This is a genomic window from Treponema sp. OMZ 838, assembly GCF_000775995.1.
Classification (GTDB): Bacteria; Spirochaetota; Spirochaetia; order Treponematales; family Treponemataceae; genus Treponema.
In genome coordinates, this window is record NZ_CP009227.1 from 329,608 (window position 1) to 345,886 (window position 16,279).

Below are 16,279 nucleotides of genomic sequence, written 5' to 3' on the forward strand. Positions count from 1 at the left end.
AAGTTATTTCGCTTTTTTTGCCGCTTCTACAGCAAGGGTGTCGCACAGTTCATTGTAGACGTTGCCGGCATGTCCTTTTACCCACATCCATTCAAGGTTGAGTTGAGAAGCGAGTGCATCGAGCTGCTGCCAAAGGTCTTGATTCTTTACCGGCTCTCTGGCAGCTGTTTTCCAGCCATTCAGCTTCCACTTTTTTATCCACGAAGAGATCCCCTGCTGCACATACTGGGAATCCGTATGCAGGGTTACCGGGCAGTCTGCATAGCCGGGCAATATTTTTTCCTGATAGGCAATAAGGGCTTGAATAACCGCAAGTAATTCCATTCTATTATTTGTAGTCAGTTTTTCTCCGCCGGAACCTCGCAGTAATTCCTGATCCGGCTGATCACCTTGCATATCTTTGAGGATCATCACGAACGCCCATCCGCCCGGCCCGGGATTTTGGGAGCATGCTCCATCGGTGTACAATTTAATTTTTTTCATAATAATATCTCCGAGTACAGGACAAGCGCATCAGACATCATTGTGAATATCCACGCAGAATAATGGGGCTGCTCAACCAGAGTTGAACCACTTCGCGGTTCAAATGGTCTCACAACCCCATTATTCTGCGATTTTTATCTATCTGTCTGTCTGATGCGCTTGTCCTTCCTTAAAAAAATGTATGAAATTTTTAACAAAATTTCATACAAGAGGAAGGCAACTGCTTGGAATATTTCTAATGCAGTTGCCCTGTCCATATATCCGCGGCTTCGGTGAGAAGCGATTCGGTCATTTCCCAGCTCATGCAGGGGTCGGTAATTGATTTACCGTATTCGCTCTTTTTTGAGCAATGCTCCGGCGAAACGGACCCCGCCTGAATAAAGCTTTCGAGCATACAACCGCGGATTGCTTCAATCTGCGGCTGCTCCAACCTTAACCGGAGGCTTTCAAGCAGGATGTCCCACTGCTTTTCCGGCTGCCGTTGTGAGTTGCCATGCGAACAGTCAATCAGGATCGCCGGCTGTATCCCCTGTTCAGTCAAAAGACGGCAACTTTCTTCTATTGAAACCCTGCCGCAGTTTGCTCCGTGAATGCTCCCCCGCAATACGAGGTGCGCGTATTCATTGCCGCTCGTATGCATTACTGCGGGATTGCCGTTTTGCATGAGGCCGAGAAAGGCATGCGGTTCCCGTGCGGAAACAATGGCGTTTATCGCCGTACTAATATCGCCGTCGGTAGGGTTCTTAAAACCGACCGGCATCGACAGCCCCGAAGCAAGTTCCCGGTGTATCTGACTTTCGGCGGAACGCGCACCGATAGACGCCCAGCTGATAAAATCCGCAGTATATTGCGGTACAATAGGATCGAGCAACTCCGAAGCAGCCGGCAGTCCCAGTTCGGTAATAGCACTCAATGTTTTGCGCGCCATCTCCAACCCGCCGGTAATATTAATCACTCCATCAAGCGCAGGTTCTACAATCAAACCGCGCCAGCCCAAACCGGTACGCGGTTTTTCAAAATACACGCGCATGATAATACAAAAGCGGTCGCGGTATTTTATCCGCAGACGCATTAACCGGTTCGCATAATCCAGTGCAGAGATCGGATCGTGGATGGAACAAGGGCCGGCAACCAATAAAAACCGGTTATCGGCGCCGGACAAAATCGCTTCTACCTCTTTTCTTCCCGTCAACACTGTGTGACACGCTTTTTCCGATACCGGGATTTTTTCGAGCATCTGCTGCGGCGAAATCAACGGGTGTATTCGTTCAATACGCCGATGGTATAACAGCGGGCGACTATTCATGGTCAAGGCTAGTCTTCAGCATCCGTACTGTCCGAAGTCCGCGCAATATCGATCAGCGTAAACAAGAGGATAACAAACAGCGGACCAAGCACAATTCCGTTCAGCTTAAAAAAACGAATACCGCCGAGTATCGAAAAGAAAATCAGCAACGGATGTATCTGAACACGGTTCTGCAAGAACATCGGTCGTAAAAAATTATCGATTGAACTGATAAAAAAGCCTGCGACGCAGAGAAAGAGGAGACCTTTAAATAAACCTGCCGTTAACACTATTTCGATTCCAATCGGGGCCCATACCAACGCGCAGCCAAAGAAAGGCAAAAAGGAACTAAAAAAAGTTAAAAACGATAAAAGCAGTGCGCCTTCCACCTGAAAAATAGTATACACGATAAACGCCGCTGCAAACTGACATATTGAAACGAGAAAATACCCCATAAAAAGGTTGGAGATAGTGTCCTTTATCTTTGCCGCCAGTTTTTGACCTTCCGACACCTGAATCGGAATAGCCGTTACAAACACCGTACCGAGATATTGCCCATCGATAAAAAGAAAATAGAGGGCAAAACACATGAACAGGAGCGAAAGCACAAAATTACCGATATTTTTGGCAATACTTGTCGCGTAGCGGACGATCGTATTCGCATATTGTAGAAAGAAATTCATAAGTTCTTTTTTGACATCAAACACCGAAAGATCGATTGTTCCCATCGAAATCTGCATGACTAATTCATTCAGCGGTGCATCTTTTTCCATTCTAAATAACTGCGGATGCGTAATAAAAAAGTTCATTATTTTCTTTACAAACATCTGCCCTTGCCCGATCAGTTTAATAACAAAAAAGAACAGAATTCCGGCAACCAGTATAATAATACCGACCGAAAATGAAGCGGCGATAATACTCTGCTGCATTCTAAACCATCGGGACTCCGGCTTCAGCTTTTTAAGCAGTTTATGATACAGCGGTCCAAACATGATGTAGAGGATAGCTGACCACAACAGTACGCTTGCATAGGGCAAAAACACCCGCGCTACCAGCACAACGGTAATCGCCAATATGATAAAAAAAGAAACGGTTTGAAACTTGAGTGATTTCTGCATGCTTATTTTGTTCCGCCCGATGAAGTTGAAGTTTCTATATCTTTAAAATACCGAACGGTTCCGACACGGAGTTCATCGGTAGCCGGTTCGTCGCACACGATGATTGCATGCGGGTGCAGCTGTAGTGCCGAAATCGTCCAAATATGATTGACACTGCCTTCCACCGCATGCCGTACCGCCCGCGCTTTATTGTAACCGGTTGCGAGGATCATCACCTCTTCCGCATCGGTAATCGTACCGATTCCGACAGTCAGCGCTGTCTTGGGAACTGCTGCCGCATCGCCGTTAAAAAAGCGGGCATTCATCGCAATCGTGTCCTGTGTCAGTGTTTTCTGGCGTGTGCGGGACGCAAGGGAAGAACCGGGTTCATTGAAAGCGATATGCCCGTCTGCTCCGACCCCGCCCATGAATAGATGAATTTTTCCGTACTGCGCAATCGCCGCTTCGTATTGTTCGCACTCGGTTTTTGGATCTTTTGCCATCCCGTCTAAAATATGAATATTTGCAGGGTCTATATCGATGTACTTAAAGAAGTTTTCATACATAAAGTAGTGGTAGCTTTGCGGATGATCGGGAGTCAATCCCACATATTCATCCATGTTAAAGGTAACCACGTGTTTAAACGAAATATTCCCTTCCCGATGGCGTTTAATCAATTCTTTGTAGACACCAAGCGGTGTAGACCCCGTCGGCAAGCCGAGTACGAACGGCCTTGATGCAGTCGGAGCAAAATCCGTAATTTTTTTGCAAATATGATCAGCCGCCCATACGGAACAGGCATCATAATCAGGTTTTATAATTAATCGCATAGCTTCTCCTATAAAATTTTTAGCCTTATTAAAATAAATTTTTTTTCAAATTTCCTTTTATGACGGTTGCAAGCACATTGAACTGCTTATCGAATACGATAAGATCACCTTTGTACCCCGGCATAATGGAACCGCGTTTAGAATACCGCATAATTTCTGCCGGATTTGCGGATCCGAAGCGGACGGCGGTCTCTACCGGAAAACCGAAGGATACAAGGTTCTTAACCCCGCGAATCATCGAAAGACTCGAACCCGCGATAACGCCGTCCGTCTTACGATGGAAACACCCGCCTTGGAGTACAACCTCTTCTCCGTTTGCAATCAGAGTACCTTCACACTGTTCCGTAGGCTTGAGACTATCGGTTATTAAAACAATCTTATCGATCGGTTTATCCCGTGCCAATAAGCGAATAAGGTCGGGATGAACATGGATACCGTCCGCAATAATTTCGCAGGACATTTCCGGATGGATTAAAATCGCACCGACGGCACCAGGGTTGCGGTGGTGCATTTGGCTCATCGCGTTAAAAAGATGCGTCGAATGTAAAATACCCGCCTGCATTCCTTCAAGCATATTTTCGTAAAGTGCATTGGTATGCCCCGCCTGCAGCACAATATTTTTTTTGATGCAGTAGAGCGCCAGCTCGCGCATATTTTTAAGCTCCGGAGCTACGGTCATATTGACGATATTGCCGTTTGAAGCAGCCCAAAGCTTATCCATCAAATCCAGATTGACAGAGCTGATTGCAGAAGGGCTTAACGCTCCGGGTTTTTCCGGCGAAATAAACGGACCTTCAAGGTGCAAACCCATGATGGCAGCACCTTCTTCATGTCCCATTGCATCGACAACCGCACGGATACATTTCGTCATATTTTCCGGCTCCGTCGGATACAGCGTAGGATTAAAAGCCGTTACGCCGTATTCGGCAAGAGCCTTCGACATACCAAGTATGGAATCGGGAGAGCCGTCTTCCGTCCCGAATCCTGCAAAGCCGTGAATGTGGGTATCGATCAGTCCCGGAGCAATATATGCTTTATCGACATCGATGATACGTACTTCGGGAGAAAAACGTTTATTTAAAAAGCGGCGCTCGCTAAAGACATCCTCAATCTTGCCGTCCTTAACATAGACACAACCGTTTTCCATTAAGGAGTAACCGGTTACTACCGTTGCATTATGAAAACAAAGTGCATTTTCCATGATTTTCTCCATAAATTTGCGTAATTTTATCAAAAAACCGTTAAAAAGCCTAGGGGCGCACCACATCAGACATTTTTTGAAAAAATGTATTTTGGGATAACACTTTATTGGAAAGTATGGTATAATGATTTTATATGGATTCTCAGGGGAATAAATTCAGACCCGATTTGCGCTTAAAACGGCAGAATATGACCATTGGAGCGCGGAATCGTGTTATACAGAATATGTATTATCTCATGAAAGCACATCGTTCATTCTTGATTCTCGGTCACGAAAACCCTGATGAAGATTGTTATGCTTCGACCGTGGCAGGCGCACTATTGTTGCGTAAATTTAATAAACACGTCAGCATTTTTTTAGAATCCGTACCGCCTGAAAACCTTAAATTTCTCACTTCCATCTGCAAATATAACAAGATCAATATATATTACGGAACAATGCCGCCGATCCGTTCCGTCGAAGTTCTCTGTATTTTGGATACGCCGAAACCGGATATGATCGCGGCAAACGGCTGTATCTATGATTTTCTGAATACCCCATCTATTCCAAAAATTGAAATAGACCATCACTTTGATTCCGATGCTGCATATTCCGGAGATCCCGCCTATTCTTTAGTTCTCCATGCGTCCAGTACCTGCGAAATATTATGCCGGATATGCTATAAATTAGCAACGCACCCCGAAATACTACAGCGTTACAGCATCGAAGAGCTTTATTCGCGGAATCTGGTACTGACGCTTTTGACCGGTATGCTCGGCGATGCAAAAATGGGAAATTATATTTCCAACCCGCATGATAAAGAAGTTTTTGACTATTTTTCCAAGCATTTAAATTTGATGCTGCGGATAAGCACTCATTCGGAGGGGCGTACAAAAAAAATCGAATCAATGGAACGGCTGCTGGATGTGATGGAAACAACCGATGCCGAAACCGAGAAAATCTATCATACCATTATCGACCGTGCGAGATATACCGAACACATCGGAATGGTCATTTTATCGGAAGATGAGTCGAATGCTTTCCTTAAAAGTATCGAATATACACAGTTTACCGGTATGATTAAGGAGGCAACCAATGCCATTGCAGAGAAAGTCGGAGGCATAGGAATTTCCGCCTACTACGATTCTCCCGGCAAATCCAATAAAATACAGTGCCGTATCCGTGCGAGCGAAGCAGTTCGAGGCATCAATTTACACCCAATTCTCAGTCATTTTAAGATTACGGACGGAGGCGGACATCCCGGCGCGATCGCCTTTCGGCTTCCCCGAGAATCCGGAAACTCGCTTTATACACTGCTTGAAGACATCCAATCTTTTATTAAACAAAACATATTAGTATGAAGCAAAATTTTCAATTATTGATGGAACAAACCATCGCGGCTCTTGGCAATTCTTTTACTGCCGAAGCTCCACCGCGTCTTATGCTCCACTCATGCTGCGCCCCATGCAGTTCTTCGGTAATAAAGCGGCTGGCAGGGCATTTTAAGCTAACTATCTTCTATTATAATCCTAACATCGATACCCAACTTGAATACCGTACCCGTGCGGATGAACAAATCCGTTTAATCGAACAGTACAATACGTCAAAAGAATTTCCGTACCGAATCGATTACCTGATACGGGACTATAATCATCAAGAATTTCTCGAAATAGCGGAAGGCTATACGGATTGCCCCGAAGGTGGAGAGCGGTGCTTCCGCTGCTATCGGCTCCGGCTTGCAGCAACGGTACGCGAGGCAACAGCCCAAGATTTCGATTTTTTCTGTACAACGCTTTCTCTCAGCCCGCTCAAAAGTGCGGCAAAAATCAACGAAATCGGCATGGAGCTTGCCACAGACAAGTGCCGATGGCTGCCGAGCGACTTCAAGAAAAAAGACGGCTATCTGGAGTCCATTAAACTGAGCAAAGAGTTGGGGTTGTATAGACAAGATTACTGCGGCTGTGAGTTCTCCCTCACCTTTTGAAATATACGGCACATCATCAAAAGTGTACATCCTTGTACACTTTTGATGGCGAATTTCGGCTTTGCCGAAATATCGCTACTGTTTAAACCAGCGGCATCCGTGCCGCTACTGTAAGTAGTCCTCGACGTACATCAAGTACGCCTGCGGGTGTTTTTTGTACGCGCCTTGTAGTTTCAGAACGGACAGGAATGTCCGTGGTTCTAGTCAGTAGCGATGTTTTTGTGCAGCAAAAACTCGCGTCCAGAAGTGTACACGGATGTACACTTCTGGACAGGCTATTTTCAAAAGGCTTACGGAAAGGGTGCAGCTACTTCGTGCTGCACATAAATTAATCCTCAACGTGGCAGAAGCGGCACGGATGCCGGTGGTTCTAAACAGCAACCAGTTTGCTTGCAAACTGGCAGCCCAAAAATGTACACGGATGTATATTTTTGGGCGAGGACGGCGGTGGTTCAACTGCCTGAATCTTGGGCGAGAGCTTCCCACTGTTCTGTAAGTTCAGCGGAGGTTGCTTGTAAGGCATGAATCTGCTGCAGAATGCTGCGAGCTTTTTCGCCGTCGGTATAAACTTCGGGGTCTGCGAGTTGGTTTTCCAGTTCTCTTATTTTGTTTTCGGTTTCGGCGAGTTGTGCAAAAATACGTTCTTCTTCCTTTTCACGTTTGCGCTTTTCCGACCGCAGCCTTTTTTGTTCTTCATAAGAAAGAGCTCCGCCGCCGATACCGCTTAACGGCAGCTCTGTTTGTGAACCGGAAGACGCCATCGATGCTTTACCGGAGAAGGCACTGCTTGTTTTTCCGGCGCCCGGAGAATCCGCCGCCTGCCCCGGTTTTTCAATCGGACTATCAGCTGCCTCGGCGGCGATCCGGTACAGGTAATAGTCGTAGGTGCCCGGGAAGTTTCTGATACGGGTACCGGCGCCGGGCGTTGCCGAAGCTGTCAGTTCAAGGATGCGGGTCGCAAGCCCTTGGATAAAAAACTTATCGTGCGAAACAAAGATAACCGTCCCTTCGAACCGCTGCAGCGCATCGAGCAGCACATCTTTAGAATGAAGGTCAAGGTGATTGGTCGGCTCGTCTAAGATGAGGAGGTTAAGCGGCCTCAACAGCAGCCGGAGCAATGCCAGCCTGCTTTTTTCCCCGCCCGACAGCACGGATAGCTGCTTATGGATGTCGTCGCCGCGGAACAAAAAGGCAGCGAGCATATCGTAGAGTTTCGGTATAAGATGGGTCGGTGCTTCCCGCTCCATCAGCTGCATGATGGTTTCGCTGCCGGTAATCCGCTCGGCCTCATCCTGCGAAAAATAACCGGTGATAATGCCCGCCCCGTACTTCACAGAGCCGGTATACTCGGAATCTTCACCTGCCAGTATCCGCAAAAAAGTGGTTTTACCGGCGCCGTTTCGTCCTGCCAATGCGATCCGCTCTTGTTTGGTAACGGTGAGTTCCGCGTCTTTCAGCACGAGCCGTTCTCCGTATGCCTTGGTAATCCCTTCGGCTTGCAGAGCAATATTTCCCGAATGAGGGGCGGGCGGAAAACTGAAATGAATTTTCTTTAAGTGTTCCGGTAATTCGATGCGCTCAAGTTTTTCGAGTCTCTTTACCCGATCCTGCACCGCTGCGGCTTTTGTCGCCTTGTAGCGGAACTTCCTGATAAAGTCTTCTGTTTTTGCAATTTCCAGCTGCTGCTGCGCATATGCTTTTATCAGCGATGCAAGCTCTATCTCCCGCGTTTTTTCATAGTTGGTATAGGTTCCGGCATAGCGCTTAAGTGTTCCGTTAAAAAGTTCATACGTTTCGTTAACCGTTGCATCCAAAAACGAGCGGTCATGACTAACCAGCAAAAAACCGCCGGTAAACTTTTTCAGCCAGAGTTCAAGCCAGCTGCGCGCTTCAATATCGAGATAGTTGGTAGGCTCGTCCAAAATAATGATATCCGCACCGCTCAAAAGAATCTTCGCAAGCGCGATGCGCATCTGCCATCCGCCGGAAAACTCATCGGTCAAACGGGTAAAATCTTCCGATGTAAAGCCGAGCCCGCGCAGCGTTTCATCTGCCAACCGCTGCCTAAAATACCAACCTGATTGTTCAAGCTCGTCTTGCAGGGCGTGATAATCGTGCGCAAGCCGCTCCGCCTTGGCGGTATCGGCTTCTTCGCTCATAAGCTTGCCGACCGCTTCAAGCTGTTCTACCAGCTGTGCCCCGCGGGAAAAGGCGGTATCGGCTTCTTCTGCCAGCGTTTTACCCCTGTGCACGATACCGGATTGCGGCAGATAGGCAACACGGGTGTTCTTTTCCATCGAAATAGAACCGGAATCTGCCTGCATCACCCCTGCGATAATCTTCATCAGGGTTGATTTACCGCTTCCGTTGGCTCCGGTGAGCGCCGCCTTTGTCCCCTGTGTCAGTACAAGCGTGATATTTTGGAGAATATCGCGATCGCCGAACGCAAGAGATATATTTGAAAGCTGGACAAACGGCATTATTCTTCCGTTCCTTCCGTCCCGAAAAAGAGGATAACAGGATTAAGGCTGCGCACGGAAGCGACACCGTCGGTAATATTCTCCGGCTTTACATACTCAAGCTTAACGCCTTGCTTTGACACCGTGTAAAAGAAATCGATCCAGTCTCCACTGCCGTCAAATTTAAACGACAGAATCCCCATATATTCGGTTTTAAGTTTAGCACTGATAAAATATCGGATTGCAACGGAACCGGAATTCCCTACCCCCTTAGGAATAATCGTCGGGGATAACACTTGGTACCCTTTCCAATGGAAACGCCCGCCATCCGTAAATTCGAGCACACCGTAATTTACGGAATTAAACACCGGACCGGTTGTAACAAGGGTTTGCAGCGCATCGTTCCGGCGTTCCGTTTCCGCTTGTGCAAGTTCCTGCGGGTCTTCTTTTAGCGTAATAAAATACCGTATTTGTACCCGACCTTTCTCATCCGTATAATTGACGGCAATCGTATCCGAATCTCTAATTTGCATCAGTAGCGGCGAACCTTCAAATTGATAAGCACCCATCCGGTTTTTTACGATACCGGTATAAGAAAAAGCAAGCTGCTCATCTTTCAGCATAATACGCACGACGCCTGTTCCTTCGCCGGGGAAAAAACCGAAATTATCCGTCATCCGTTCGGGATCGATCTGCTTTTTCCGAATCATATCACGGTAATATTCGGGATACCATCGGCTTTTTAAGATACTCGTCAGAATCTCATCGACCACCGTTTCCGTTGTCTGCCGGGATACGGATGGTTCCCCTTCATCATACATAAAGAGATTGTAAGAAAAACACCAACCGCGGGTGCCGTCGTTGGTCATCACATAAAGCCAATCACCTTCCAAAGGTTTATCCCGTGCGATAACCGGCGCCCCCTCCCCTTTCCAAAGCACTTTTACAATCTGACTTTCACGCAGACGGTACACTTGCTTACCGGTGTTATCAGGCGTAGAGCGGAGCGGCAGACCGTCAAGCTTTACCGCGGCATACACAGAACGGTATTCGGCAGTCTTTTTAATATAGGCCTCCGCTTCACGCTTTGAAGCGCAAAAGGTGAGCTGCCAGAGCGGAATTTCTATCTTTTGTTTATTCAGCTCGGCAATATATACCTTCGAAATATTCGACCGGACGAGAATCGGCACTACATCCGATGCTGTCAAGTTATACTCAGGGATTGACCAATTGACAACGCCGTAACCGATTTTTTTGAACACCCGGTTATCGTAAAAAAACGAAACAAAGAACCGTTAAAATAAGCTTAGTATTGTAAAAACAACGCAATTTTTTCATACTTACGGATTATACTTTAAAGCCCGTATCCGCGCAAGGATATTGCACACTTAAAGAGTCATTGACAATGAGGTTATTGTAGTCATAATGGATGAGTATGAAAAAATTCCTTTTTATTGCAGCGTTTGTAAGTTGTATGCTATCTGCGTGCAAAAATGCCGAGGATTCGATTGCCGTTATTTGGACTAACCGTACTGAATTCATCTCTTATTGTGAGGCTTTTAACAACGCCCAAAGCCGTTATAAAATCACTGTCAGCTATAAAGAAAACCCATCGGATGCTTTAATGGCAGCATCCGAAGAACCGGATATCGTCATTGGCCCTTGGCTCAGAGGTGATGCAACTCGGGTAAAATTCAGTAAGTTAGGAGGGATGCTTTCTAAAAAGAAAATTGATCCGGATACTTTTTATCCGTTATTATTTGAACTGGGAAATATTAACGGGGCACAGTATCTCTTGCCGGTCAGCTTTAATTTACCAACCATTATTTTTTCCGCATCACAAAAAAATTTAGTAAAAACAAATTTTACACTTTCTCTTGAAGAAATGAGAGAGCTTGCCGCAGCGTACAATAAAAAAAGCGGCTCGGAATATACTAAAATGGGTTTTTCACCCCGCTGGGATACCGATTTCCTCTATGTTACCGCACAAGGCCTTGACGTATCTTTTGAAGAAACAAAAAGCCTCTTTTCGTGGAATGACAAAATGCTGCAGGAATTGATTACGTATACGCGGCGCTGGTCGGAAGAAGTCAATACAAGCGCTGCGGCTGAGGATGAATTCAAATTCAAATACCTCTATGATCCGCCGTATACATTGATTACAAATGGACGCTGCCTATTCTGGTACTTATCAAGCGATAAACTGTTTTCATTAAATAACGAAAGATTAAAATCGCTTGATTATCGGTGGATGAGTTACAACGGCAAAACACCGGTACAGGATGAAATTATATATGCAGGAATTTGTAAAAAGGCAAAAAATACGGCAGCAGCACGAGCATTCTTGCTTTGGTTCTTTAATGAAGAAAGTCAAAAAGATCTGCTTGCCCGCACCCAAACCGATAATATGATCGCGCCTTCTTTCGGATTAGCGGGAGGTTTTTCCGCTATAAAGAATGTAACTGAAAATATTTTTCCGGTTTATTATCCCCTTTTGCTCAAACATTTGCCGCAAACCGATGATTTCTCCGCGCCGCATATCTTACCCCATAACTGGCTGCTGCTTAAAAAAGAAATTATCTTTCCGTACTTACGGGATCAAACGCGGATATTTGCCGGTGATGACAAACCGCTATCACTCAATAGACGGGTATCTGATTGGTATAAAAAGCCTCGCTAATCTTTAGCAAAAGCCGTTAATAATGTAGACCGATTCCAATAAATATTTCGGTGATTGATTCTCCGTCTCGTTTTGCTCGCCCGCCGAGACCGGAAAGATTTTTAAGTTCCGTTAAATCAAAGCCGGCACTTGCCCTGACATAGATACTCCGCATCTTTTCAGGATAGACAATCACTTCCAGACCGCCCGCATACCATCCGTCTGCCGGATGATAGTACCGTCCCGTTTTTTTATCGTGTACTAAAGCAATATCCAAGAAAGGAACAAGCTGGATATCGCAATTAAAAAAACGCGTCCATGAAACGCCGGTAATAGCTTGAAAATCGAGTGAAGCAATCCGAATAGGGATATCAAGATTAAAGGTAAAAGCAGTATCCGTCTCGATCCGTTTATTTAAAATACCGCGAAGCGTAGAACCTGCCTGCGTACTGGTACTTCCGAATAAATGATAAAAAAACTGCGTCCGCCCATATATTCCCACCCGGTTGACAAATGGATAATATCCGGCTAAAGAGGTGGAAAAGCTGATACTCATATTTCGTTTGTCGTAAAATTGATAAGCATACGTATTACTGAGCGAAAACGAAAGCCCTTTCCTAAAATTCAATTCCCAATTCACCTTTGAAAGAGAAAGCGTATGCCCCCAATGAAATGTCCATTTTCTAAGACTGTCTGCCTGTATACCGTCAAACGCCCAATTTCCCGCAAGGCTCATGGAAGGTGTCCATACGAGCGAGCCAAAGTTTTTCACCTCAGTAATCATAACAGGAGCACGTACAAATAATGTCGTTTTAAAATAATACCGGTCATCAGGATATAAATAGCCTAACCCGCTCGGCCGTCCTTGTTCGATTTGTCCTTCTTCAGAGGAGCTTGACGACCCCGTAATAGACATTTGGCTGGATGCACGGTCGTTAATTGCCAATTCAGGTAAAAGCCCGAATATTAGAGAGAGCCGCTTGTTAAATTTGACTGATGCCGTCAGTCCCGTACCGATATTTATTTTAGGGGGTTCTTTGTATGCGTAAACAATTTCGAAGTTGTTATCCCATAACAGATTAAATGCTCCCACTTTGAACGGTAATGCAAAATTGATTGAAGATGAAAAAATCTGCTGATTTGTTTCGGTTGAACGATATACAACATCTACTTTTAAGGGTTGCAATGTTCCGATAAAATTGAAATCCTGCATTTTCAGCTTCAATTGGAAGCCGCTATTCGAATCGAAAGAAGGATAAGGAACTACAATGAAATTCCATGTATCGACGACTGAAACTGTAATCGTAACAGGTATTACTGCTCCATTATCCGGAGTGCCATACTCTCTATCGATTTGAACCGATTGAATAACCCGGATATTTTTAAATTGCTGTTCAAGCTCTCTAAGATAATGCAGCATCTCTTCTTCCGAATTAAAAATACGGACGGTGTCAATCGGAACAGCTTGAGAAAGCGGATATTTCCGTGTCAGCCCTTTAATATTGTAGTTGACGGCTGTTATTTGATAGCTTTGCACAAGAGGTTCTTCGGCAGGTTTATCGGCTAGGGGAGACTCTGCCGGAACATCAATAAGAGCAGCTGGTGCGGGTTCCGTTTCCTGTGCATAAACAACTGCAGTAAAGAAAATGCATACGCTGACAATAATAGACCGTATCAAACGTATATATTTATATGGCTTATATTTAATCATACTATATCCTTCTAAAAAGCAACAATAAACCTTACCTGTTTAACATATTGACATCTGTTTAAGCAAGAGGGACACTTTGCTCACCGGTTATTGTTTTTCTTCCGGCAGATATTGGGTTGCTTCTTCAAATACGGCGTGCCCTGCATTTACGGCGGCGTTCAAAAGATCTCGTAAGGAATAACTTCCTTAATATAAAGATAAACAGTCAGTTCGGTAGTAAATTTTCCGCCCGAAACATAGAGCCGCGGGTTATCTTTGATCAGCATCTCTCCGTGGACGGTCTTGGGCTTATTTTTAACGTTTTTTCGTAAATATCCTCGAACGGCGGCAAGCGCTGCATTCCGATAGGCCTGTCGTATCCCCTCTATCTCAAGATTGCGTTCTGCACTTCCGGAACCTTTGCCGGTAATATAATTGATGCGAACCCATTCCGTTCGATGTAAAGCAATGGCGTCGGTAACGCGGTATTCCGCCCAGCAATACAGGTATGGATATTGAGGGCGAAGCTCCGTAACGGATAAACGGCTGTCGTTTGAATGGATGGATTGAAGCGGTTCCAGTTCAAACTCTTCTGCAACGGCTCTCCGCTTATCAAACGGGGTATACGAGAACTTCCAACCGTAGACCATGCCCTCCATTATTGTTTTCGATAATTCGGACAGCGCTTTTCGCGGCGGTAATCGTGTGCCCTGTGTGTCGTTATCCATAACTCCAGGCTGAGATTCAAGGAAAACCCATACCGGTGCACGGATAATGAGGGCATCGTTTATTCCTGAACCCGAATAGCTGTCGGCATATAAGAAAGAGGCAGCACAGAGTAAAAAGAAAAAAAAGGATAGCTTACGAAACAGCATAGTTTTGTATATCATCATTTTACTTGATAATTTTTCCGGCACTAATGTTTAAACACTACTTTTGCACCGGTTTTACGGTAGACCCCGTACTCGGTACGGCAGTAGGAAGCGGTGCCCCCGGTTTTCCTTTTTCGATAGAACCGAACACTGCATAATTTTTCATTATCTCGAGAAACATAGCAAAGATGTGCCGATCCTGTTCCAAGCGGATAAAGGATTCTTTGTTCTTTGAGCTGACGACAAGAGCTTTTATGTTTGTAATCAGTTCGGAAGTAGGCGCTTTTATGTCCTCCAATAAATGCTCGGTAAAAGCATACAGGTCGGCATAAGCTTTGCTTCCGGTTTGTACGATAGCCTTTGCCTGCATATTTGCAATATCAACGATTTTCTGCAGCTGTTTTTTCATATCCTTGCCTTTTTCGATCTCTGTAATATAGCCTTGAATTTCAAGAAGATTGCATTGACCTTTCGGCTTAAAAAGCTGTTCAAAATTAGTTATTTTACCCAACAGCATTTCGCAGGAACGGTAGATTGCCGCATATTGACCTTCAATCTGTTTGTTCGCAAAAAAACCTTCAATCAACAGAGATTTTAAAAAAGTTTTATAGTGCGTTTCAAAATACATTTCGGTAAACGCCTTTAACAATTGTATCGGTTTAACCCAATCAAAAGAAATCGGTGAAAGATTTTGAATAGCGTCATTAACTGCATCATTATATCCTTCCAACGGCTTCAACTGACCGCTCCCAAAGCATTTTTCGATTAAGCCGGTAATATTCGTTTCCTTGGTGATTTTTAAAAGGCGTTTTGAATCTGCCTGAAAGATTTCACTGCTTCGATCAATATATTCCTGCAGCGGTTTGGATTCGGAAACGGTTATTTTTTCTTTAAAATTGGGGTCTTCCTTAATCAATTTCAACATTATCGGTATCGTTGTCCGCTTCAGCTGATTTGCAAGAAGGTTTTCGACCGTATTCAGCGTTTTTTCCAGTTTTGCACCTGCTTCATCGGTAAAATTTCCTAAACTCCGTGCCAAAAAAATGACATCGTTAATCGTCGTCTGTGTGATAGCAACATGCCGTACGATAAATTGGAAATCCAGCAAATTTTTTACCACATCACCGGCAAATACTTCTTCAAAATTATCTTGAGAAATCGATGCCGGTGCAGCGGTATTGAGCTGCAAGTTATTGTTAAATTGATTGAGAAAAGACGCATAGTCAAAATCGCACAAATCGGAAAGATAAAAGAGTTTGATCAACTCCTGTTCACGGGTCTTAAATGCGGGTGTATGAAACAAGCGGATAAAATTTTTAAAACTATGTATTTGTTCTTGCAGTGTATGTTCCGTTTCCTGATAGTTTTTACACTTTGATAAGAGCTGGCTCCGAGCCTGAAAGGTAAAACTCCGATGTTGTTTTATCTGCTCTTCCGACAAGATCGCCTCAAAAAAAAGGTCTTGATATTTTTCGGACGCGCGTATATCAGGGGAATTAACCGTCTTGTCCAGAATCGCTTTCACCGGTTGTAAAAAATGATACAGCTGATACAACAACGAACCGAATGCCGGAAGCAGTATTTTACCGGTATGGTATAACGGCGGATTGAGCTTTTTGAGTTCTGCGGCGTAGCCTTTAAGCTGCCGTTTCTTTTGATACTCCGGTGATGAGGAAAAAAAGAGTCCTTCAAAAAAATCCTTTATTGACGTAATAAGAGTATTGATAAAATCAAACATAA

At 44.8% G+C, this 16,279-nt stretch carries 13 protein-coding genes; 3 read left to right on the forward strand and 10 right to left on the reverse strand.

From position 1 onward, the window contains the following. Positions 1-3: 3 nt before the first annotated feature. From rnhA to nagA, 5 genes are all read right to left on the reverse strand, one after another. Entirely contained in the window at positions 4-483 is a 480-nt protein-coding gene (gene rnhA / locus QI63_RS01465; protein WP_044013238.1) for a ribonuclease HI, read from the reverse strand. Between the two features lie 235 nt (positions 484-718). Further along, on the reverse strand, positions 719-1,789 hold the full coding sequence (locus tag QI63_RS01470) for a 3-deoxy-7-phosphoheptulonate synthase (RefSeq protein WP_044013240.1): 1,071 nt from the start codon (positions 1,787-1,789) through the stop codon (positions 719-721). 8 nt (positions 1,790-1,797) lie between these two features. Beyond that, positions 1,798-2,886, reverse strand: a complete 1,089-nt coding sequence (locus tag QI63_RS01475) for an AI-2E family transporter (RefSeq protein WP_044013242.1) — start codon at positions 2,884-2,886, stop codon at positions 1,798-1,800. 2 nt (positions 2,887-2,888) lie between these two features. After that, positions 2,889-3,695, reverse strand: coding sequence for a glucosamine-6-phosphate deaminase (gene nagB / locus QI63_RS01480; RefSeq protein ID WP_044013245.1), 807 nt, complete (start codon positions 3,693-3,695; stop codon positions 2,889-2,891). A gap of 28 nt (positions 3,696-3,723) precedes the next feature. After that, a complete protein-coding gene (nagA, locus tag QI63_RS01485) occupies positions 3,724-4,896 on the reverse strand; it encodes an N-acetylglucosamine-6-phosphate deacetylase (protein WP_044013247.1) in 1,173 nt (390 codons plus the stop codon). Positions 4,897-5,030: 134 nt separating this feature from the next. On the opposite strand from nagA, the gene QI63_RS01490 reads away from it, so the two are divergent. Beyond that, positions 5,031-6,236, forward strand: coding sequence for a DHH family phosphoesterase (locus QI63_RS01490; protein ID WP_044013249.1), 1,206 nt, complete (start codon positions 5,031-5,033; stop codon positions 6,234-6,236). After that, complete coding sequence (locus QI63_RS01495; RefSeq protein WP_044013251.1) at positions 6,233-6,859, forward strand: epoxyqueuosine reductase QueH; 627 nt, start codon at positions 6,233-6,235, stop codon at positions 6,857-6,859. The genes QI63_RS01490 and QI63_RS01495 overlap by 4 nt, the downstream gene beginning before the upstream one ends. Before the next feature lie 452 nt (positions 6,860-7,311). On the opposite strand, the gene abc-f is transcribed toward QI63_RS01495, so the two are convergent. Together abc-f and QI63_RS01505 are read right to left on the reverse strand one after the other, a co-directional pair. Then, positions 7,312-9,339: a ribosomal protection-like ABC-F family protein gene (abc-f, locus tag QI63_RS01500; protein ID WP_044013253.1), complete on the reverse strand. Its 2,028-nt coding sequence runs from the start codon at positions 9,337-9,339 to the stop codon at positions 7,312-7,314. Further along, the gene (locus QI63_RS01505) at positions 9,339-10,580 is read right to left on the reverse strand and encodes an SH3 domain-containing protein (protein WP_235619745.1); all 1,242 of its coding nucleotides are present in this window, start codon (positions 10,578-10,580) and stop codon (positions 9,339-9,341) included. Before QI63_RS01505 ends, abc-f begins: the two co-directional genes overlap by 1 nt. 167 nt (positions 10,581-10,747) lie before the next feature. Here QI63_RS01505 and QI63_RS01510 point away from each other — a divergent pair, with 167 nt between their 5' ends. Continuing rightward, entirely contained in the window at positions 10,748-11,998 is a 1,251-nt protein-coding gene (locus QI63_RS01510; RefSeq protein WP_235619746.1) for an ABC transporter substrate-binding protein, read from the forward strand. Positions 11,999-12,014: 16 nt separating this feature from the next. Here QI63_RS01510 and QI63_RS01515 read toward each other — a convergent pair whose 3' ends face one another. The 3 genes from QI63_RS01515 to QI63_RS01525 all read right to left on the reverse strand — a co-directional run bounded on the left by QI63_RS01515 (position 12,015) and on the right by QI63_RS01525 (position 16,277). Continuing rightward, positions 12,015-13,688, reverse strand: coding sequence for a BamA/TamA family outer membrane protein (locus QI63_RS01515; protein WP_044013255.1), 1,674 nt, complete (start codon positions 13,686-13,688; stop codon positions 12,015-12,017). A 158-nt stretch (positions 13,689-13,846) separates the two neighbouring features. Beyond that, positions 13,847-14,542 carry a phospholipase D-like domain-containing protein gene (locus QI63_RS01520; protein WP_235619747.1) on the reverse strand — a complete coding sequence of 232 codons (696 nt, stop codon included), beginning with the start codon at positions 14,540-14,542 and terminating at the stop codon, positions 13,847-13,849. A gap of 55 nt (positions 14,543-14,597) precedes the next feature. Further along, entirely contained in the window at positions 14,598-16,277 is a 1,680-nt protein-coding gene (locus QI63_RS01525; RefSeq protein WP_044013257.1) for a DUF5312 family protein, read from the reverse strand. Positions 16,278-16,279 lie beyond the last annotated feature (2 nt).